The sequence below is a fragment of the Pseudomonas sp. FSL W5-0299 genome (genome assembly GCF_005930655.1).
Classification (GTDB): domain Bacteria; phylum Pseudomonadota; class Gammaproteobacteria; order Pseudomonadales; family Pseudomonadaceae; genus Aquipseudomonas; species Aquipseudomonas mandelii.
The window spans coordinates 236040-255770 of the sequence record NZ_RXHX01000006.1 but is presented as its reverse complement, the minus strand read 5'-3'; the positions used below and the strand labels follow the sequence as shown (position 1 = coordinate 255770).

20 protein-coding genes are annotated in these 19731 nt (G+C 56.0%); 7 read left to right on the top strand and 13 right to left on the bottom strand.

Annotated elements, in window-relative coordinates; genetic code table 11:
- Positions 1–11: 11 nt before the first annotated feature.
- From FHL16_RS11155 to FHL16_RS11130, 6 genes are all read right to left on the bottom strand, one after another.
- Positions 12–1115 (bottom strand): hypothetical protein, encoded by a 1104-nt coding sequence (locus FHL16_RS11155; protein ID WP_077748242.1) that lies wholly within the window; start codon positions 1113–1115, stop codon positions 12–14.
- On the bottom strand, positions 1115–2335 hold the full coding sequence (locus FHL16_RS11150; RefSeq protein WP_077748241.1) for a polysaccharide biosynthesis C-terminal domain-containing protein: 1221 nt from the start codon (positions 2333–2335) through the stop codon (positions 1115–1117). The genes FHL16_RS11155 and FHL16_RS11150 overlap by 1 nt, the downstream gene beginning before the upstream one ends.
- Positions 2332–3444 (bottom strand): polysaccharide pyruvyl transferase family protein, encoded by a 1113-nt coding sequence (locus FHL16_RS11145; RefSeq protein ID WP_042932696.1) that lies wholly within the window; start codon positions 3442–3444, stop codon positions 2332–2334. The genes FHL16_RS11150 and FHL16_RS11145 overlap by 4 nt, the downstream gene beginning before the upstream one ends.
- A gap of 14 nt (positions 3445–3458) precedes the next feature.
- On the bottom strand, positions 3459–4541 hold the full coding sequence (locus tag FHL16_RS11140) for a glycosyltransferase (protein WP_010456278.1): 1083 nt from the start codon (positions 4539–4541) through the stop codon (positions 3459–3461).
- A gap of 96 nt (positions 4542–4637) precedes the next feature.
- Positions 4638–6866 carry a polysaccharide biosynthesis tyrosine autokinase gene (locus tag FHL16_RS11135; protein ID WP_077748240.1) on the bottom strand — a complete coding sequence of 743 codons (2229 nt, stop codon included), beginning with the start codon at positions 6864–6866 and terminating at the stop codon, positions 4638–4640.
- A gap of 44 nt (positions 6867–6910) precedes the next feature.
- Positions 6911–7351, bottom strand: coding sequence for a low molecular weight protein-tyrosine-phosphatase (locus tag FHL16_RS11130; protein WP_077748239.1), 441 nt, complete (start codon positions 7349–7351; stop codon positions 6911–6913).
- Between the two features lie 306 nt (positions 7352–7657).
- Here FHL16_RS11130 and FHL16_RS11125 point away from each other — a divergent pair, with 306 nt between their 5' ends.
- Positions 7658–8623: a glycosyl hydrolase family 5 gene (locus tag FHL16_RS11125; protein ID WP_077748238.1), complete on the top strand. Its 966-nt coding sequence runs from the start codon at positions 7658–7660 to the stop codon at positions 8621–8623.
- A gap of 25 nt (positions 8624–8648) precedes the next feature.
- Here the strand turns inward: FHL16_RS11125 and FHL16_RS11120 are convergent, their stop codons facing one another.
- Positions 8649–9032 (bottom strand): hypothetical protein, encoded by a 384-nt coding sequence (locus FHL16_RS11120; protein ID WP_077748237.1) that lies wholly within the window; start codon positions 9030–9032, stop codon positions 8649–8651.
- A gap of 340 nt (positions 9033–9372) precedes the next feature.
- Here FHL16_RS11120 and tal point away from each other — a divergent pair, with 340 nt between their 5' ends.
- Positions 9373–10299: a transaldolase gene (gene tal, locus FHL16_RS11115; protein WP_077748236.1), complete on the top strand. Its 927-nt coding sequence runs from the start codon at positions 9373–9375 to the stop codon at positions 10297–10299.
- A gap of 112 nt (positions 10300–10411) precedes the next feature.
- On the opposite strand, the gene rssC is transcribed toward tal, so the two are convergent.
- Entirely contained in the window at positions 10412–10894 is a 483-nt protein-coding gene (rssC, locus tag FHL16_RS11110; protein WP_007935262.1) for an anti-sigma factor antagonist RssC, read from the bottom strand.
- Positions 10894–12075, bottom strand: coding sequence for a two-component system response regulator RssB (gene rssB, locus FHL16_RS11105; RefSeq protein WP_010456296.1), 1182 nt, complete (start codon positions 12073–12075; stop codon positions 10894–10896). The genes rssC and rssB overlap by 1 nt, the downstream gene beginning before the upstream one ends.
- A 276-nt stretch (positions 12076–12351) precedes the next feature.
- Here rssB and FHL16_RS11100 point away from each other — a divergent pair, with 276 nt between their 5' ends.
- Positions 12352–12651, top strand: coding sequence for a PilZ domain-containing protein (locus tag FHL16_RS11100; RefSeq protein WP_077748235.1), 300 nt, complete (start codon positions 12352–12354; stop codon positions 12649–12651).
- A gap of 61 nt (positions 12652–12712) precedes the next feature.
- Here the strand turns inward: FHL16_RS11100 and FHL16_RS11095 are convergent, their stop codons facing one another.
- A complete protein-coding gene (locus FHL16_RS11095) occupies positions 12713–13402 on the bottom strand; it encodes an MlaA family lipoprotein (RefSeq protein WP_010456300.1) in 690 nt (229 codons plus the stop codon).
- Between the two features lie 200 nt (positions 13403–13602).
- Between FHL16_RS11095 and FHL16_RS11090 the strand changes: the two genes are divergently transcribed.
- Positions 13603–14223 carry a phosphatase gene (locus FHL16_RS11090; RefSeq protein ID WP_077748234.1) on the top strand — a complete coding sequence of 207 codons (621 nt, stop codon included), beginning with the start codon at positions 13603–13605 and terminating at the stop codon, positions 14221–14223.
- A 109-nt stretch (positions 14224–14332) separates the two neighbouring features.
- Positions 14333–14596, top strand: coding sequence for a DUF4404 family protein (locus FHL16_RS11085; protein ID WP_008151367.1), 264 nt, complete (start codon positions 14333–14335; stop codon positions 14594–14596).
- 172 nt (positions 14597–14768) lie between these two features.
- Here FHL16_RS11085 and queF read toward each other — a convergent pair whose 3' ends face one another.
- Positions 14769–15599 (bottom strand): NADPH-dependent 7-cyano-7-deazaguanine reductase QueF, encoded by an 831-nt coding sequence (gene queF / locus FHL16_RS11075; RefSeq protein ID WP_077748233.1) that lies wholly within the window; start codon positions 15597–15599, stop codon positions 14769–14771.
- Positions 15600–15660: 61 nt separating this feature from the next.
- A complete protein-coding gene (copI, locus tag FHL16_RS11070; RefSeq protein ID WP_077748232.1) occupies positions 15661–16185 on the bottom strand; it encodes a copper-resistant cuproprotein CopI in 525 nt (174 codons plus the stop codon).
- 155 nt (positions 16186–16340) lie between these two features.
- Here copI and FHL16_RS11065 point away from each other — a divergent pair, with 155 nt between their 5' ends.
- Both FHL16_RS11065 and FHL16_RS11060 read left to right on the top strand, forming a co-directional pair.
- Positions 16341–17021, top strand: coding sequence for a heavy metal response regulator transcription factor (locus FHL16_RS11065; protein WP_010456310.1), 681 nt, complete (start codon positions 16341–16343; stop codon positions 17019–17021).
- On the top strand, positions 17021–18370 hold the full coding sequence (locus FHL16_RS11060; protein ID WP_077748231.1) for a heavy metal sensor histidine kinase: 1350 nt from the start codon (positions 17021–17023) through the stop codon (positions 18368–18370). Before FHL16_RS11065 ends, FHL16_RS11060 begins: the two co-directional genes overlap by 1 nt.
- A 103-nt stretch (positions 18371–18473) precedes the next feature.
- Here FHL16_RS11060 and FHL16_RS11055 read toward each other — a convergent pair whose 3' ends face one another.
- The gene (locus tag FHL16_RS11055; RefSeq protein WP_010456313.1) at positions 18474–19718 is read right to left on the bottom strand and encodes a lipoprotein-releasing ABC transporter permease subunit; all 1245 of its coding nucleotides are present in this window, start codon (positions 19716–19718) and stop codon (positions 18474–18476) included.
- Positions 19719–19731: the final 13 nt, after the last annotated feature.

Genomic DNA, 19731 nt, shown 5'->3' with positions numbered 1-19731 from the left:
GACCACAAACCTCAGCGCTGAACGCTTGATTCAACCGACTCGGGTTTCTTTGAGCGCAGCTGCAATCCCAGCCCCAGAAACAGCACCGGAACCACCATGGAGAAATGTCGGGCAAACGAGCCGAAGTCAGGCTCGAACAACCCCTGCACCAATAAAAAGGACAGAGGGATCGCAATCAGCTCTTTGACTTTCGGCTCGATGGTTGAGCCCTTGTAGTGACTCGACGTCATCATTTTGAACATCAGTAACGAGGTCATCATCATCAGGACGACGAATATGATCTGCCCCAGGCCGGAGAGCAGGATCAACTCCACCGGGAAAGACAGCCTGAAAAAGATGCTCATCGAGTCCACTGCCTGGGACACGAAATCTCCGCCGTTAATCCATGAAACGATCAATGACTTCGAACCTTCTTCACCCAAAGTCCGCAGTTCATTGTTACTGGCGCGAATGGATGAAACCGAATAGCCGACCAGCAACTGAATGGCCGTCGCGATCACCAGGTAGAACATGAACAACATCACGAAAAAGCTGAAACGCGATACATGCTTCTTCATCACGCACACACCGACCCAGACCAGCGAAAACAATATCCAGTAGGGCCGGATCAGCACACCGTAAAACAGCGCAGAGAGGAAAAAGCCCGCGCGGTAGCGTTTCGAAAAGGAGAAAAACAGAATGGCGATCACCGCCACCGAGACAATGATTTCCTTGGTCAGGTTATCGAGAAAAAACGACCTGACTACTCCCCACAGGCACAAGGTCAGGAAGATCGTTATCGGTATTCTTTTGAAGATGAAGATCGGGATAGAGGTCAGAAACAGGTTGCACAACATCCCGTAGGCCCACGCATTGGTCAGGTTGATACCGGTGGGACGCAGCAGGTAAGCGGAGCACTCATAAGAGGACCGGTCTGGTGAAAACGGATTCCAGAAATTGCAGTTGTCTGAACGAACGTATGACGTCCACAAGGTCATCGCATCCGGGCCAGGATCGCGGTGCATCAGCAGCGGCATCGCAATAGACAGAAAAAGACCACACAGCAGAATCAGGAATGAAATGGGTGAGTCGAGTTTTCTTCCGCGAAACTCTATGGACGGTAGCGAGATGGCCATTACAAGGCCCCCTTTGACCGGGCAAACCTGGTCAGCAAAGCAATGACGGCCAACTGCACCGTGATCGAAAAGACATTGCCCCACGCCGCGCCATAAATTGAATAGTGCTTGATGAGCACATAGCTGACGGGCAGTGAAACCGCCAAACAGATCGCTGCACTGGCTAACGAAACCCGACTGTTCTTCGAGGCAATAAGACCGCCCCAGACGATATCGCCGACGGCGCGCAGGGCAAAAGAGAAAATCAGAATCGCTAAAATCCGGTTATCCGGACGCGGGACTGCTGCGTCCACATAATCAAGCAAGATATTGAAGAACGCATAAATCAGCACAGCCACCGCGCAGGAAACCATCAGGGAGCGCAGCACCCATTGATTAACGAACAATTGCCGGACCGTCAGCGCCTGCTGGCTATTTTTATAACGCTTGGCGAGCACGGGAATGCCCACCACCGCAACAACAGCGTAGGACAGTGCTTGCAACGTGTTGGCGGCAGACCAGGAGTAAACGTATTTGCCGAGGCTGGCATACGGTTCAATGTCCAGAATCAGAAAACGTTCAGCGTACTGACTTAATGCGATCAGCCCGCCTCCCAGATAAAAGGGCAACCCTGCTCTCCAGACCGAAACCGTGGTGACGGCACTGACGCCCCGGCCCTTATGTACGTCAACCACAATGAAGTAACCGGCCACGATGACCAACAGGTTGGTGGCCACCCATAACCAAAGCACACTGGCGATGGTGGACACTACGCCGGTCATCAGTCCACCCACGGCAAGGAGCGCCCAGAGGCCGGTCTTGATGAAAAACAACAACGCGCCCCAGTTGGCCTTTTGTGCGGAAAAGACAAACGAGTTTATTTCGAAGGACAGATGCTCGGTGAGCAGCAACAGCGTGACGCACGCGATCAACGCGGCACTCGCCTCAACATCACTGAACAGTGAGTAGAGCGCGACCGTGACCACCGATAACAGCAAACCAACGGCCAGGTACAGAATCAGTACCTTATCAACGACAAGCTTCGAACTGCCCCCCACGCTGATCAGCCGGTTGATTTCAGAACTGAACCCGACGCTGTAAAACTTGGAAGCGATCAATGAAGCGGCCACCACCACCCCGTAGAAACCCAAAGCCTCATAACCCAGGTAATGCGTGATGGCCAACACCAGCAAGAACTTTGCGCCTAAAGCACCTCCGCGTAGCAACAGCCGAAATATCATCGAACAATCCCTTTGATGATCGTGTCCATCAGCTCCGTTTTGGCTTCGATTTCTTTGCAGGTGTCCGTCAGTTTTTTACCGAATCTGGACAACGCATTCGGCGCGTAAACAGTGTCGATGATGGTGTCGACATTGATGTCCCCGCCGTTGATCACCCAATCTTCCACGCCCATATCCTGATAGGCGCCAAAACCTTTGCGTTCATAGCTGATATGAAACGCAGGCACGCCGGCGAGCAGAGACTCGATGGCTCCGTGCAGCCTTACGGAAATGACCAGGTCGGGCTGATACTTGGACAGGGTCGCCTTCAAGGGCAAGAGATCCTCGGTAATGCCAAGTTCCCGATAGAACGCCCCGTCATCGTTGCCACGAACGGCGCTTTGAACAGCGCAGACCACTTTGCTTTTCGCCCTTAGTCTCTTCAAAAGAAGCTTCAAGTTGGCAACGTAGGCGATCTTTTTCTCTTTGCTCCATTCCGGCGGCTTGCGTAAAACCACGCAGACCACGGCCGGCGATGACGCACAGCGGGTGAACTTGGGTTGCACCAGAATCTTTTTCGCCAACGCCTGGACCGCCAGGTCTGGCGCTCGATAGACATTTTCATTGGATTGGAAAATAGCCGACGACCTGTTGTCACGAACAAACACCGCATCGGCACTGGCGTAGTGTTTTACGATCGCGCTGCTCTCGCCGTGGAACGGGCCGATACTTTGCGGCAGGTAAACCGACGGCACCTTACTCAAGATCGCCGTTTCGAGCTGTTTGGCATGGCCCAGTTTCAGCTTGATGTGTTCAAAGGCGCTCTTTGACCGCATGTACCCACCGCCCACCCCGACGATCAGATCGCTGGTGCTCAAGAGGTCGGCGAGTGGCGCGTAAGACTGTTTAAGGAAAACCGCTTCCTTCACGCGTCCCAATCCTTTAGCCGCCATGACCGGCGCGTCATACCGCTTATAGGGAAGGTAACTAAATGATTGAGGGTCTGACGCAACGACATTGATTAACGTGTCAGCACCAAAGTTTCGCAGCACCAAGGCGATTGCCAAATCCACCAGGAGGCCATCACCGGAATTGGATGCACTGTAGCCATGCAAAATAGTTACGTTCATATCTTGATATCTACTTAATAAGTTTGAGCGGAATACACGTCATAGGTTTTCTGGATCATCAGCGTTGCGCTGAACCGTTCGCGCACCCGCTTGCGGCTTTCGGTGCCGAGTTCCAGCAACTTCTGTTTCTTGATGTTCACTAAGATGTTACTGAGCGCCTGGTGATCGCCCGTCGAAAATATGTAGCCCGTGACGTTGTGCGTGACCAGTTCAGGGAGCGAAGTGCAGTCACTGGCAATAACGGGCACGCCCATGGCCATGCCCTCAAGGGGAACCATGGCAAAACCTTCCCAGCGGCTGGGGACAATCAGGGCATCGGCGGTTTTATAGAGGGCATTGACTTCGGCCGGGGTCACCCAAGGCAGGTATTCAACAGCGTCAATGACGGGGCACTCTACCGGTTCCTCATTCACCGCACTGCCAACCACGGTCAGTTTCAAGTCGGTGCGCTCAACTTCCGTGAATGCCTTGAGCAAGACATCAAAGCCCTTCTGATAGTCCAGTCGACCCACAAATAAAAGTTGAATATCCGTGCACTGACTGGACAGGCTCTCATCATTTTTATAATGAATGCCGTTGTAGATCAGTTTCATACGGCGGCGGTCGATACCAAACGAGGCCGCTTTATCCAGTTCATACTGGCTGACACAGATAATGACATCCGTGACTTTTTGCAAAAGCCGCTCAATCAGAGAATACACTTTCTGTTTGGCGGGAGAACTTTCCATCAAGAACGAAAACGCATGCGGGCAGTAGATTATTTTCGGAGACCGCCAAGGCCGCAAGATTAAACACACACATCGGCCAATGACCCCGGAAAACGTGCTGTGCAAGTGCACGACATCCGGTTTTTCCTTGAAGATCACTCGAATGAGTTGCCAGGCAAAGCGCAGCAGGGAGACGACATCTCTCTTGTTTCGGGAGAAGGTCCTGATGTCTTTTTCATCAATGCCATGCAGTTCTTTCTTCTGGTCGAACGGAATCAAATACACCAGTTCATACTGCTGGGCGTCGCCCTTGGGAGGGGTTGATATCGTCCGGATGACCGTCGCAACGCCACCTTTAATCGTTTCCGCCACATGTAGTATTTTTTTCACAGTTCACCCAACTCCATTATCGTAGTCGCAAGGCGACAGGGACCGGAGAATGGTGAGCCCACTCTCAGTCCATGACCTGGCAAATAGAACCCGCATTTACGACTTGTCAGAGGCGTACTCGTAGTTGTAATAGCCATAACTGCCATTACCGTAATAGCTGGACGCTCGCTTCTCGACACCGTTGAAAATCGCGCCTTTCAATTCGATGCCGTTTTGAGCAAACCGACGAATCGTCAATTCGATCTCTTTGGCCGGATTGACGCCGAAGCGCGTCACGATCAGATTAATGGCGGCTTCACGTCCAACGATGGCCGCATCTGTCACGGCCAGAAGAGGTGGCGTGTCGATGATTACCACGTCGTAGAGTTCACTCAGTTCAGCGAGGAGTTCTCTGAAGTTGGCATGCATCAACAGTTCGGACGGGTTGGGCGGTACTTGTCCCCGACTGATGAAATGCAGGTTATCGACTTCGAGTTTATTGATCGCTTGCTCGATGCTGCAGCGCTTGGTCAACAGATCGGACAAGCCATTGCTGATCGGTGTCGCCAAGGTCTTGTGCAGATGACCTTTGCGCATATCGGCATCGATCAGTACGACCGTCTGCCCACTTTGAGCGATGACCGCGGCCAAGTTGGAAGAGACAAATGTTTTGCCTACCTGGGGACTCGGACCGGAGATCATGATCCGGTTGTTGGTGGCATCCAGCCCTGCAAAATGCAGACAGGTCCGCAAGCTGCGGATCGATTCGATGGACAGGTCCGTGGGGTTACGCAGGGCCAATAGGAAAGACTGGCTGTGGGCTCCGTCGCCCTGTCTGACTTTTTTAGTATCTTCTTCTTGTTGCAGGGTGCTGTAAGGAATGGAGGCATAAACCGGCAGCCCCAGTTGCTCGATGGCTTCCGGCCCTTCAAGTCCTCTGCTCAGCGATTTACGCACTAACACCAGCGCTACACCGACAAAGCCACCCAGCAACGTCGCAATCAATACGATCAGGGCTTTGCGCGGTTTGACCGGGGTGGTGATGTCGACGTCCGCCGTATCAATCAGCCGCGCATTGCCGACCGCCCCGGCCCTGACAATGTCCAGCTCCTGGGATTTGTTCAGCAACTGGGTATAAATCTGTGTCGCCACTTCCACATCACGGGTCAGGTTTAACAGCTCCTGCTGTGTCGCCGGAAGTCCTTGGACTTTCTTTTCCAACCCTTGTCGCTGTTTGTTCAAATCCCCCATCTGCGCCATCAATGCGCGGTAGGCCGGATGCTCCCGGGTGAACTTTCGGTCCATGTCGGCTTGCTGGAGTTTGAGATCCGAGATGCGCGTATCCAGCACCACCATCTGTTCCAGCACAGACTTGGTTTCGAGGGAGATGTTGACTGTATTTCCGTGGGTCTGATAGCTGTTCAGCGCGTTGCTGGCCTTGACCAGATCTTCTTTGACTTGCGGGAGTTGCGCCTGCAGGAACTCAAGGCTCTGGGCCGCCTCGGCAGAGGTGCGTTGCACATTCTGCTGCACATAAAGCCTTGAGATCTTGTTGAGAATCTTCACCGCCAAGGCGTAGTCGGTGCTGGCCAGGGCCAGACTTATAATGCCCGACTCTTTACCTTGCTCGGATACATCGAGGGCGTCCTGGTAATTCTGAATGGTGACAATGCGTGGATTGCGCACGACTTCGAATTTAGTGCCCGGATTCGCGGCCATGCTCGCGATAAGGACTTCGACACCCTCCTGTGCGATGGCTTCGCCTGTGGCGCCTTCGGCCAACAAACCGCCGTTGTCATCGTAGAGCTTGAATCGATTGCGCTCTTCGGCGACCAACATCAGTTTCTTGCCCAACAGTTCAGCCGGCAGATCGAGCTGTTCGATATAAAGGCGCTCGCCGCCCCAGGCATAACTGTTCATGCCAAAGCGCGGTGGCGAGACACTTTCCGCAGGGCTGCTTTTATAGCGCCGAGCAAGAAAGCCGCCGATAACGGGAAAGGTGTTGGGCGTAATCACAATATCAAGATGCAGATCATCGACCGTTTTACCGATAACCGCACGAGACTTGATAATGCCGATCTCGGTAGCCGCCGGTGATTGTCCACCGAGCATGCTGCTGATATCCGAGAACCCCAGCATGTCGTTCTTTTTCGGCTCGACCTGGACCAGGGCGTTCGCCAGATACACGGGCGGCGATAAAATCGAATACGCGGCACCGGTCACCATGAACGCCCCGGTGATGGCACCTATTAACCATTTATGGTCAATCAATGTGCCTAATAAACCGAGCAGATCAATCTCGTCTCTGTCTTTATCCCGGGTGCTGACTACTGACGGTAACTGCATAAGGTCTATTCTTTTACCATTATTACTAATCTGAAAATCATCCATCAACGTCCGAGGCGCTGCGCCCATGAGCAAACGGCATCTTCAATCAATGCATGGGCATGGACGAACGCAGCTTTTCCTTGACGATACGGGTCCTTTATTTCGCGTTCACTCTGCCACTTCCCCAGAAGAAACACTTTGCCCCTGGCGTGTGATGCAATCTTTAGTACGCCCTGTACATGCTCTTTTTCCATGACTAGGATTAGGTCTGATTCATTGACAATGGCAGGCGTAATCTGCCGCGCTTTAAACCCTTGGTCTTCGTGACCCTGTTGTTCAAGAACCCGAAGTGCGTCGGGCTCCATAGACTCACCCACCCGCGCGTTCAATCCCGCGGAGGTCACTGAGATACCTGAAGGTTGCAGCGCATGGCGAAGCAACAGTTCAGCGGTCGGGCTTCGGCATATATTGCCGACGCAGACCACAAGAATCTTTCTGAACAAGGCTACTCTTCCCGTGTAGTGTCGATTCGGTCCACGTATAGCGAGGCTATAAGTGAGCCAACAAGACCGTCCCGCATTCAGAGTGGGATCCATCATGAAAGTACTTTCGTATTAAATACCACGACACACAAAAAACGCCCAACCAGAAAACCGGACCATAAATAACACTCACGATAGGAAAGTTATTTATCCGACCAATATTAACAATGGACGTCTGGGCGGGAAGATTAATGGTATCGCTGTATTAACTGACTAATGCTATGTTCCCCTGCCCTCTACTCTGGACGACTACAGGAACTGCCCGTTATGCCCTCCAAGTGTTTTCGACTGATTGCCACTTCAACGCTATTTATACTTGGCGCCTTCAGCCCTGTTTACGCCAGTCAGGCTTTTTCAGCGCTGGCCCAGGACAACAAGACAATAGGCGTTCAGGTGAAGATCCAGAATTTCTCGACCGCCGACGCCCATGAGATCAAGGCGTCAGGGTTTGGATTCGTGCGCTTTGGCGTATGGACGAACAGCCTGGCTAACCCGGCGTATCAACAACAGATCAGTGAAGCCTTCGCAGCGGCCAAATCCGCCGACCTGCCAGTATTGATGACCGTTCGCTCCACCAAAGCGTTAACCCACAAAACGCAAAGCAGTGGGATAGATCTCGCCGCTGCGGGAGATTCATTCGCCAACTCGGTGATCGGTCTGGAAAACGCCTTCAGTGCGCAGCTTGTCGCCATTGAAATCTGGAATGAACCGGACTTGCCAAAATACTGGCCTACCCAGGATTTTGAAGTAACGTTTGTGCCGTTCATGAGCGCAGTGTGCAACGCGTTACAAAAGCGGGATCACTCAACACCCCTGATCGGCTTTGGATTCGCGAAGGCGCCCACCAAAGACTCCAAGGCGACCGTCGCACTGACTGAGATCCTGAGGGAACACCCACGGTGCCTCAGCGCTGTTTCTTATCACCCGTATGGCATGTCGGGCACCGAAATCAGCCGTACTCAAGCGTTTATCCTTGATAACTTCCATGTGCCGGGGGTCATTACCGAATGGGGAGTGCCATCGCTCAGTTCCATCGGAGGCACCGCCGGGCAAGCATCACGCATTACAAGATTTATCTCGGACGTCAAAAAACTGAATATACCGCTGACGTCCCTTTACGAATGGAAAAACAGCGACACTGGCAGCAATGATCGCGAGCGAAGTTTTGGATTAAAGTCGTCCGATGGAACATCAAAACCTGCGGAAGCTGCCGTCAAAATGTTATTGAAGTAACCCTGATGAATGACCGCGCCCACCATCAACCGGCGCTTTTATTAATCCACTCTGCATAACTTGCGGCGTCCATGGCCAGCGACTCTTCCACCAGCACCTCGAACAATACGGCTTGCGCTTCAAACCGCAGGTCATGTTTGGACTTCTGTGAGTCGCTCATTTGTTCCAGCAACACGCGAGTGACTTGGCTGGGCATGCTGTGTTTCACGCGATTGAGCCAAGCGGGAATTTTCTTTGCGGCTTTCACCCTTCCCATTTCAACCAGACCCGTCATATTGTCCGGATGGTTCTTCTTTGATGCGGCCATCAGCGCTTCAAATACTTCGGTCAATTTTTTCAAGACATAACCGAGAATAATGTCATCAAAGGCCTCCACAATTGCAGACACCCGCTCACCTTGTGAAGTCATTTCCCCATCCAATACCTACATTTATCCGCGCCACATTACACGCCATCCGAGTGGCACTAATTGACATCTTATAACGGCTGAACCTGACCCTTTTTAACACCCGTTGGCGTGCGAATGCAGGCATGCCAGCTCAGGCGCCAGAGTTGCCATAGAGCCGTCAACGGTCAGTTGCTTTGAACCTGCGCGCGGTTTTGGCATCGTATTTACCGAGACCCGCGCCCCACCTTTCAAACATCCGTTCTCCGGTTGTTGCCAACGGGGCCACCGATACGTACATGCGCCCTTGAGTGGCTGTCAGCGCTCGGGTAATGTCATTAGACCCATAGGACAGAGCACGCCCATGACTTCCAAGCTGGAACAACTCAAACAAATGACCACCGTAGTTGCCGACACCGGCGACTTCGAAGCTATCGCTCGCGTAAAACCCGTCGACGCTACCACCAACCCTTCCCTGCTGCTGAAAGCGGCGGCCATTCCCGGTTATGCCGAGTTGCTGAACGCCTGCGTCCACGACTGCAAGGGCGATGTGGGCCTGGCCAGCGACCGCTTTGGCGTGGCGGTAGGCCAGGAAATCCTGAAGGCTGTACCGGGCCGCATTTCCACTGAAGTGGATGCACGCCTTTCGTTCGACACTGACGCCGTATTGAAGCGTGCGCACCGTCTGATCGAGCTGTACGACAAGGCCGGCATCGGCCGTGACCGCGTGCTGATCAAAATCGCCTCCACCTGGGAAGGCATTCGCGCCGCCGAGAAGCTTGAAAAGGAAGGCATTCAGACCAACCTGACGCTGCTGTTCTCGTTTGCTCAGGCGGCGGCATGTGCTGACGCCGGGGTGTTCCTGATTTCGCCGTTCGTAGGCCGCATCTACGACTGGTACAAGAAAGCCAACGGCAACGACTACACCGGCGCGGATGATCCGGGTGTGCAGTCGGTGACGCGTATCTACAACTACTACAAGGCCAATGACTACAAGACCGTGGTCATGGGTGCGAGCTTCCGCAATCTGAATCAGATTGAGCAGTTGGCCGGGTGTGATCGCCTGACCATCAGCCCGGACCTGTTGGAAAAGCTGGCGGCGGACACTGGCAAGCTGGAGCGCAAGTTGGCCCCGGGGCATGCGGGTGAAGGGCGCTTGAGCCTGAATGAAGCGCAGTTCCGCTGGTTGTCCAACGAGGACGCGATGGCGACCGAGAAACTGGCTGAGGGGATTCGTCAGTTCGCTCGCGACCAGGAAAAACTCGAAGCACTGCTGCAAGCCAAGCTGTGATCTAGTCCAGCGCAATGCAAAAAGGGCGACCCCTTACAGGTTCGCCCTTTTTCATGCTTTGGATTCGGGGATTCGCGATGGAGCCCGCCTTCCCTACATCCCCCTCAGGGGATCAATGACGCTCTAAAGCATTCACCAGGTCATGGAAGGCTTCACGATTGGAGTCGTTCAGGCCCATGAGGATTTTGTGTGCCTCGAGCACTTTGATCCGCACGACTTCCTCGGACTGATCCTGGTCTGGCAGGTCGGTCAGGCATTCAGGGCACGGGATCGGGCGGTCAACGATGTTGAACACTTGCTCGAAGCCCATGGACTGCAGCAGACGGGTGATGTCTTCGTGGGTGGTGACGACGGTCGGCAGCAGGCCGACCTTTTGCCGCGACAGGATCGACAGTTTGGCCAGCAGGCCCAGGGTGGTGCTGTCGATGCTGCGGGTTTCGGTCAGGTCGATCACGATCGCGTTGAAGTTCAACGCGGTGAAGATCCGCTCAATAGTCGCATCCAACGCCGAACACAGGGTCAGGCGAACTTCACCGACGAACTTCAGGACGAAGGTGCCATCCTGCTCGGCGAACTGGATTCTACCGGTACTCATTAAAGATTCCTGCTCAACACCAACAGGGCGATATCATCCGGCATCTCCCCTAGCGTGGCCAATCCAAAAACCTGCCGCAGACCATCCAGGCTGCCGCCCGCTGCCTTGACCCGTTGGGGCAAAGCCGCTTCTTTTTCTTTGAGTGTAGGTTCTGGCAAAAGGTCCAGAATGCCATCGGACATCAGCGTCAGGCTGAATGTCGGCGGCAGTTCCAGCACGTGGTCTTCATAGGTGGCTTCATTGAAGAGGCCCACCGGCAGACCACGGCCTTCCAGATAACGAACACTGTCTGGCGTGTACAACACAGGCAACGGCAAATGACCACCGATGCTATAGGTCAACAAACCTGTCTCCTCGTCGATGACACCACCGACCATTGTGACGTGTTTACCCAGCTTACAACTGATCAGGCCTCGGTTGATATGACCAAGGACCTCTGAAGGCTTGAATTCTGGCAATGTGCCGCTGCGCTTGGATTCGAACAGCAAGCGCGTGGTCATGAACTTCAGCAGCACGGTGACGAAGGCTGAAGAGGCGCCATGGCCGGAAACGTCGGCCAGGTAGAAGGCTACGCGACGCTCGTCGACCCGAAAGTAGTCAACGAAATCACCCGACAGGTACAACGACGGGATGATCTGGTGGGCGAACTGGAACTCGTCGATGGTCCAGGGGCTGACCGGCAGCATGTTCATCTGCACCTGGCGACCGGCGTTCTGGTCTTCCTGGAGCAGGTTCAAGCTGGCGGCGAGCTCGCGGTTGGCCTTTTCCAGCTTCTCGCGGTAGCGCTGGTTCTCCAGCAGCAGGCGCGCACGATCCAGGGCACGGCGCACAGAGTGCTCGAGCACAGCCAGATCTTCGAGAGGCTTGATCAGGTAATCCGCCGCACCCAGGCGCAAGGCCTCGACCGCGTCGTTCATCACGCCGGCACCCGAAACCACGATCACCGGGGTTTGCGGCGACAGCTCGGTGACCTGGCGAATGAGTTCGAGTCCGCCCATCTGCGGCATGCGCAGATCGCAGATGACCAAGTCAGGCTTGTCTTGCTCGAATACCTGAAGACCCTGCTGGCCATTGCTGGCTTGCAGGACACTGAAACCACTGTCTTCCAAGTAGGCCGCGAGGCTCGCGCGCACTACTTCGTCATCATCGATTATCAGCAGCGTGGCACTGGTTTTTGGCATGTGGGCAAACGGCGCCAGAATTAGGTTGGCGTAGCAGGCACGGGGTTTAGCCCGGCTCACACTACTGGATTCGCTTTCTAGCCTCTCTGTCGCACCGTTATCGGGCATTTGCCCTACACACAGGTACACCAGAGGTGCCCTTCTAAGGCGCAGACGGTACTCCCATCCGCGGGGCGTTTCAAGCTCACGCCGATGGTCGCTTGACGTCTTTACTTGTCAAATCACCGGGAGTTATAAGAACAGGCAAAACCGTAACCCAATGGAAGGATGAAGCCCATGAGTCAAACCGATCGGGACTACAGCGAAAAGCGCGATTTCATCCGCATGCGGGTCGATGCCGATGTGTCGCTGATTCACGAAGGCGATGAGGTGCCAGCCGTCTGCATCGACCTTTCCAGCAGTGGCATGCAGGTCGAGGCACCCCGCCTTTTCAAGGTCGGAGACCGGCTCAGCGTGCGCATTGATTCCGATCACGTAGCGCTCAAAGGCCTTGAAGCCGACACCGAAGTGGTCTGGGTGAAGGAACAGGACGGTGGCAGTCAGAAACTCGGGCTTACAATCTTGAAGATGAAATAAGCCCTGATCCAAACGAAAGAAGGCGGCCAATCGGCCGCCTTCTTCATTTCACGGGTAGAGATCAAAAATCGTCTTCGACCTGGCCGTCTTTGACCTTGAACTCGCGGTTCTGCAAATACGCATTGCGAATGAACGTGTATTTGTCGCCAGTGATCAACTTCTCGCTCGACAGCAAGCTGGCGCGGGTGTCGACGATGTTCAGGCCGAAGATCGAGTTACGCACGGGAACGTCGTTGATATAGCGATACGGGCCGGTGTAGCCGTCGACGTACTTGGATGGCGCATCACGCAACGTGCTTGGGCCCAACAACGGCAACATCACATACGGGCCGCTGCCCAAGCCCCAGTAACCGAGCGTCTGGCCGAAGTCTTCGTCGCTACGATTCAGGCCCATTTTGGTGCCGACGTCGAAGAAGCCCAGCAGGCCGAAGGTAGTGTTGAAGATCAGACGCGCAGTATCGACGCCAGCCGCGGCCGGTTTAGCCTGCAAGACGTTGTTGGCAAGGTTGGTGACATCACCGACGTTGCGGAACATGTTGTGAATGCCGTCTTCCAGAAACTGCGGCGTCACGAACTGGTAGCCTTGAGCGATTGGCTTGAGTGCATAGGTGTCGACGAAGTCGTTGAACTGGAAGATTGGACGGTTGACGCTTTCCCAAGGGTCTTCTTCCGTGGCAGCCTGGGCTGCGAACGGAACCAGCAACACGCTGGCACACACACAAAGCTGAGCTAGACGATTGCTCCAGCGCATAGAAAACTCCTTGGATTGTACTGGCATGGGCACTTGGCCCAGGCGATAAGCTGGCTAGTATAAGACGGAAAAGCCGGTTTAGGGCAGCCTCGCGCGTGAGGACTTACAGATGATTCGTCCTGACTGAGCGCGCTTCACATCAGTGTCATGCAACTGTCACCGGCAACACATAGCCTTGTCGTTATTTCAGGGACGTTGATATGCCGCACGCCGAAGCCTTGCCCGTTGCCGCACCCAGCCTGACCGCCGTACTGTTCGGGCTCAGCGGTTGCCTGGTGGATTTCGGCGCCCGGATGCGCCAGCACGATACTCACACACCAGCGCATGCCGAGGTCACCCCCGGCGCGCTGGACAGTCTGAACAGCTTGCAGCGCCAGCAGATTCCTTGCGCCTGGCTCGACGAGTTGCCCCCCGCCCTCACCCATTCGCTGGCCGGCGCCCTGCCTGCGTGGATCAAACCTTCGCAACACCCCGCAACACTCAATCCATGGCCGGCGCCGAACGCTTGCTGGCAAGCCTTGATGGCATTGAATGTCGAACGACTCGATGGTTGCGTGCTGGTCAGTGGCGAACCGCGACTGCTGCAATCGGGACTGAATGCCGGGTTATGGACGATCGGCCTGGCGTCCTGCGGTTCGCTCTGCGGGTTGGCGCCCAACGAATGGCAGGCCTTGAGCCAAAAGGAGCGCGAACACCTGCGTGGTAAAGCGACCGTGCAGTTGTTCAGCCTGGGTGTGCATTCGGTGATCGATCACCTCGGCGAGCTCGACACCTGCCTGGCGGACATCAGCCTGCGTCGGCTCAAGGGCGAAAAGCCCTGATCGAGATCATGCAGGTTGCGCGGGAGTGGATTAATCTAAAGGCAAGCCATAGACCTTTGGCACGCTGCTGCGGTCTATGCCAGTGCCTATCGATAAAAGGAAGAACGCCATGCCTGCCCGCGAACTGCAACAACAGCTCAATACTCTGCGCGAGCAATTGGAACAGAATCCGCCGCTGACGGAAGCCGAGCGCGAAGACCTGCACGCGCTGATGCAACAGATCGAACTGGAGCTTGAGCTCGAAACCAAAACCCAGGACTCCAGCCTCGCCGACAACGTAAACCTTGCCGTCGAGCGCTTCGAAATCGAACACCCTACCCTTGCCGGCACCTTGCGCAACATCGTGCAAGCCTTGGCCAACATGGGGATCTGAATACGCCAGATGCAAAAAAGCCCCGCCAGTGATGGCGGGGCTTTTTCATACCTGGGAAGTGCACTGCAATCCCTTGTAGGAGCGAGCCTGCTCGCGATGACGGCAGCACATTCAACATCGATGGTGCCAGACACTCCGCCATCGCGAGCAGGCTCGCTCCTACAGGAGTATTTTACTGACGGACCAGACGATGGTTCGGCAGCTGCACGTCTTCAGTGCTGCGATACGGGTTGATGTCCAGCCCACCACGCCGCACATACCGCGCATACACCGTCAACCTCTCCGGTTTCAACAACCGCTGCAAGTCGAGAAAAATCCGCTCCACGCACTGCTCGTGAAAGTCCGAGTGCTGACGGAAGCTCACGATGTACTCCAGCAAACTCGCGTGATCCAGGGCCGCGCCACGGTATTCAACCGCCACGCTGCCCCAATCCGGCTGACTGGTGACCGGGCAGTTGGATTTGAGCAGATGACTGTGCACGCTCTCTTCGACAATGCGCGAATCATCGCAACGCAGCAGCTCCGGGCGCGGATGTTCGTAGTTGCTGACGCTGATCTCCAGATCATCGATGCACACGCCCGGCAGCGCCACGACGCCTTCGGCTTCGACATCCTTGAGGCTGCGAATCCGCACGCCAACCGGCTTGCCGGCAGCGGCCGACAGGTCTTTGACCAGCGTCGCTTCAAGGGTCGCGCTATCGGCAAACGGTGTCTGGTTCAACGAGTTCAGGTACAGCTTGAACGACTTCGACTCGATGATGTTCGGCGAATCCGCCGGGATGCTGAATTCGCCAATCGCCACCACCGGCTTACCGGACGGCAACAGCCACGACAGCTCGAAGCAGTTCCAGAAGTCCACACCCTTGTAAGGCAGGGTTTGCGCCGTCAGGCCCAACTCGGCCCATTTCGCGGTGCGCGGGATCGGGAACAGCAAGGACGGCGTATAAGTGGCGATGTATTCGCTGGATTTGCCCAGCGGCGAGTGTTCGGCTGCGGGATGCATGGCGGAAACCTGACTGAAGAATCAGCGGATTCTACCAGCCTTTGCGCCCGCCTTTGAGTGCTTACTGACTGACAGTCAGTTTGCCGACCATGCCCGCCTGGTAATGGCCTGGAATGTTGCAGGCAAATTCCAGGTTGGTGGCCTTCGTGAAGGTCCAGGTCAGCTCGGCCGTTTTTCCCGGCTCGACGAGGACACTGTTCGGGTCATCGTGCTTCATCATCCCGTGATCCATGCCTGCCATCGAACCGTGGTCCATTTCCTTCATGCCTGTAGGCGTGAGCATGCCGCTCTGCTGCATCTTCATCATTTCCTGCTGATGACGGGCATGCATCGCCGCATTGCCGAGGTTGAATTCGTGCAACAACTGGCCTTTATTCACCAGCACAAAACGAATCGTCTCACCCGTTTTGATATCGATCGCCTTGGCCGTGAATGACATGTCATCCATCACCACCTCGACACTTCGGGTAGCCTTGGTTGCCGGAGCCGGCTGACCGAAATCCCGGGGCTGCGCCGACGAGGCCCACACTGGCGAGCTTAACGCCAACAAACACGCGGCCAGCCCCTGATATTTACGCAAAAACATAGTCGTACTCCAACAAGATAAGGTTCAGCCTGTGGAAAACTCTAAACTGTCGCCACTGCCCGCGACCTGACAGCCAAATTACAACTTTGTCAGGTTGGTCTGTATCAACGCTGCCCACGGTATAAAGCCTTCGTTCCACTTGCCTCGAGTTGCCCATGAAGCTGCTGATCGTCGAAGACCAACCGAAAACCGGCCACTACCTGCGCCAGGGCCTGACTGAGGCCGGTTTCAACACCGAACTGGCGGCCGACGGCATCACCGGCCAACAACTGGCCTTGAGTGGTGATTACGCGTTGTTGATCCTTGATGTGATGCTACCCGGTCGCGATGGCTGGCAAATCCTGCAGGCGGTGCGTGGCGCCGGTCTCGATACACCAGTCCTTTTTCTGACGGCGCGAGATGCGGTTGAGGACAGGGTCCACGGCCTTGAACTCGGCGCAGACGATTACCTGGTCAAGCCGTTCGCCTTTTCCGAATTGCTGGCTCGGGTCCGCAGCCTGTTGCGACGCGGCAGCGCTTCGCCTCAGGAAACCAGCCTGCAACTGGCCGACCTGCGGCTGGATTTGATCCGCCGCCGGGTGGAGCGCGGCGGTCAACGCATCGACCTGACTGCCAAGGAGTTCGCCCTGCTGGAAATGCTCCTGCGGCGCCAGGGTGAGGTGCTGCCCAAATCACTGATTGCCTCCCAGGTCTGGGACATGAATTTCGACAGCGACACCAATGTCATCGAGGTCGCGATCCGCCGTTTGCGCCTGAAGATCGACGATGAATTCCCCAACAAGCTGATTCATACCGTGCGCGGCATGGGTTATGTCCTTGAAGAGCGACCTGCCTGATGCGTCGACTCTCGCTGAGCAGTCGCCTGGCGTTGCTGTTTGCGGCCTGCACCGCCGTGGTTTCATTGTTTGCCGGAGTGTTGTTCAGTCGTGCCAGCGAGGCGCACTTCGTCGAACTCGATCAGCAGTTGCTGGACGGCAAATTGATGGGTTTACGCCGCGCGCTGCATGACGTTCAGCCGAGTGAAAGCGAAGTCAGACTGACGGATGAACTGAGTCGGCAGGCCGACCTGTCGCTGCGAATCACTGGCAGCGATGGCCAGCGCTGGTATGACAGTTCGCCGCACCTGCCCCGGGAATTACCTACTCAGGTGGGTTTGTCCACGGTGAGTAGCGAAGGTACCGACTACCGCGTCCTCAATGCTCCGTTGTATCTCGACAAACCTGACTCACCGCAATTGACCTTGCTGCTGGACATCACCCATCACCAGCACTTTCTGCAACGCATGCAGCGCCTGATCTGGATGACCGTCGGCTTGTCGGCGCTGGCCACCGCGTTGCTCGGTGCGTGGGCGGCACGCAGTGGTTTGCGCCCGTTGCGACGCATGAGCGCGATCGCCAGCGGCGTTTCAGCGCAATCGCTCAATGCCCGGCTGCCCGACGAGAATATGCCGTCGGAGCTCGAGGAATTGGCCCACAGCTTCAACGCCATGCTCGGACGCCTGGACGACTCTTTTCAACGGCTCTCGGCGTTTTCCGCTGACATCGCCCATGAGCTGCGCACGCCGTTGTCGAACCTGCTGACCCACACTCAGGTCACCCTCACCCGCCCTCGGCCTATCGAGGACTACCGCGAAGCGCTGCACAGCAACCTCGAAGAACTGCAATGGATGGCGCAACTGGTCAACGACATGTTGTATCTGGCCAAGGCTGACCATGGGTTGTTGATGCCCAAGCGCGAACCGCTGGAGCTGGCGGGAGAAGTGGATCTGTTGCTGGAGTTTTTTGCGCCGTTGGCGGAGGACGCGCAGGTCAGGTTGAGTCGTGAAGGCAGTGCGCGCATGGAGGGAGATCGCAGCATGTTGCGTCGGGCACTTTCCAATCTGCTGGACAACGCGTTGCGGTTTACACCAGCCGAAGGCGAGGTTCGGGTGCGGATTGTCGATCAGGTCAAAGCCTTGAGTTTGACGGTCGAGAACAGTGGGGACGGGATTGACGGGGCGTTGCTGCCGCGATTGTTTGACCGGTTTTATCGGACCGATCCGGCGCGCCAGGAAGGCAGTAGTGAACATGCGGGATTGGGATTAGCGATCACTCAGTCAATCATCCGCGCCCATGGCGGACAGATTCATTGCGAATCGAATAATGGGTGGACGCGTTTTGTGATTGAGTTGCCAAAGGGAGATTAAGGCCAGCAGAGCCGGCCCCATCGCGAGCAGGATCGCTCCCACAGTGACCGGGTTGAATCAGATCCAATGGGCGCGAGCCTGCTCGTGACGGCGGTGTAACGACTTACGAATACCGCAACGCGTGTGCTGGCTCGATCTTCGCCGCACGCCAGGCCGGGTAGACCGTCGCCAGGAAGCTCAGGACGAACCCCGCCGAGCAGATCAACAACACATCCCCACCCTGCAACTCCGACGGCAAGTTACTGACGAAATACACGTCAGAACTGAAGATGTGCTGGCCACTGACCCGCTCCATCCACCCCACCAGCTCGCTGACGTTCAGCGCCGCTATCACGCCCAGAACGCCACCGATCAAGGTGCCGACAACCCCGATCACCGTGCCCTGCACCATGAAGATCGCCATGATCTGCCGCGGTGTGGCGCCAATGGTGCGCAGGATCGCGATGTCCGCGCCCTTGTCGTTCACCACCATGATCAACGTTGCGATGATGTTGAACGCCGCCACGGCGACGATCATCAGCAACAGCAGGCCGATCATGGTTTTTTCCATCTTCATCGCACTGAACAGACTGCCCTGGGTGTGGGTCCAGTCATCAGCCTTGTAAGCGGTGCCCAGCCCGCCAGCGATATCGCTGGAGACCTTCGGCGCCGCGTACAAATCCTTCACCGCCAATCGCACGCTCTGCACCTGGTTCGGTTCCCAGTGCTGCATCTGCGCGGCATCGGCGACGTGGATCAGCGCCATCGAGCCATCCAGCTCGGCACCGACCTTGAACACGCCCACTACGTTCAGCCGCTGCATGCGCGGGGTAATGCCGCCCGGTGCGTTGCTGACTTCCGGCACGATCAGGGTGATCTTGTCGCCGACATTCAAGCGGAAACGCCGCGCGGTGATTTCGCCGATCACCACGCCGAACTCGCCCGGTTTCAACGCATCGAGACGGCCCTGAACGATGTGCTGGGCAACGATCGACACCTTGCCTTCCAGTGCGGGATCTACACCGCTGACCTGAATTGGCTGCATCGTGCCTTTATAGGAGAGCATGCCTTCCATCTCGGTGAACGGCACGGCGGCAGTGACTTCCGGGTTTTTCATCGCGGCGGCGGCCACGGGCTGCCAATCGTCGATCGGCTTCACGCCGACGATGGTCGCGTGCGGCACCATTCCGAGGATGCGCGAGCTCATTTCGCGCTGGAAGCCGTTCATCACCGACAGCACCACGATCATCGCCAGCACGCCGAGGGCGAGACCGATCATCGAGGTCATCGAGATGAAGGAAACAAAGCGATTGCGGCGCTTGGCGCGGGTATAGCGCGTGCCGATAAAGATCGATAACGGTCTGAACATTCGCTGGGGCACC

Excerpts from the sequence above, each read along its gene's own strand:
- FHL16_RS11155 (WP_077748242.1), bottom strand. The coding sequence starts at position 1,115 with ATGGCCATCTCGCTACCGTCCATAGAGTTTCGCGGAAGAAAACTCGAC.
- FHL16_RS11150 (WP_077748241.1), bottom strand. The coding sequence starts at position 2,335 with ATGATATTTCGGCTGTTGCTACGCGGAGGTGCTTTAGGCGCAAAGTTC.
- FHL16_RS11145 (WP_042932696.1), bottom strand. The coding sequence starts at position 3,444 with ATGAACGTAACTATTTTGCATGGCTACAGTGCATCCAATTCCGGTGAT.
- FHL16_RS11135 (WP_077748240.1), bottom strand. The coding sequence starts at position 6,866 with ATGCAGTTACCGTCAGTAGTCAGCACCCGGGATAAAGACAGAGACGAG.
- FHL16_RS11125 (WP_077748238.1), top strand. The coding sequence starts at position 7,658 with ATGCCCTCCAAGTGTTTTCGACTGATTGCCACTTCAACGCTATTTATA.
- FHL16_RS11120 (WP_077748237.1), bottom strand. The coding sequence starts at position 9,032 with ATGACTTCACAAGGTGAGCGGGTGTCTGCAATTGTGGAGGCCTTTGAT.
- tal (WP_077748236.1), top strand. The coding sequence starts at position 9,373 with ATGACTTCCAAGCTGGAACAACTCAAACAAATGACCACCGTAGTTGCC.
- rssC (WP_007935262.1), bottom strand. The coding sequence starts at position 10,894 with ATGAGTACCGGTAGAATCCAGTTCGCCGAGCAGGATGGCACCTTCGTC.
- rssB (WP_010456296.1), bottom strand. The coding sequence starts at position 12,075 with ATGCCAAAAACCAGTGCCACGCTGCTGATAATCGATGATGACGAAGTA.
- FHL16_RS11100 (WP_077748235.1), top strand. The coding sequence starts at position 12,352 with ATGAGTCAAACCGATCGGGACTACAGCGAAAAGCGCGATTTCATCCGC.
- FHL16_RS11095 (WP_010456300.1), bottom strand. The coding sequence starts at position 13,402 with ATGCGCTGGAGCAATCGTCTAGCTCAGCTTTGTGTGTGTGCCAGCGTG.
- FHL16_RS11090 (WP_077748234.1), top strand. The coding sequence starts at position 13,603 with ATGCCGCACGCCGAAGCCTTGCCCGTTGCCGCACCCAGCCTGACCGCC.
- FHL16_RS11085 (WP_008151367.1), top strand. The coding sequence starts at position 14,333 with ATGCCTGCCCGCGAACTGCAACAACAGCTCAATACTCTGCGCGAGCAA.
- queF (WP_077748233.1), bottom strand. The coding sequence starts at position 15,599 with ATGCATCCCGCAGCCGAACACTCGCCGCTGGGCAAATCCAGCGAATAC.
- copI (WP_077748232.1), bottom strand. The coding sequence starts at position 16,185 with ATGTTTTTGCGTAAATATCAGGGGCTGGCCGCGTGTTTGTTGGCGTTA.
- FHL16_RS11065 (WP_010456310.1), top strand. The coding sequence starts at position 16,341 with ATGAAGCTGCTGATCGTCGAAGACCAACCGAAAACCGGCCACTACCTG.
- FHL16_RS11060 (WP_077748231.1), top strand. The coding sequence starts at position 17,021 with ATGCGTCGACTCTCGCTGAGCAGTCGCCTGGCGTTGCTGTTTGCGGCC.
- FHL16_RS11055 (WP_010456313.1), bottom strand. The coding sequence starts at position 19,718 with ATGTTCAGACCGTTATCGATCTTTATCGGCACGCGCTATACCCGCGCC.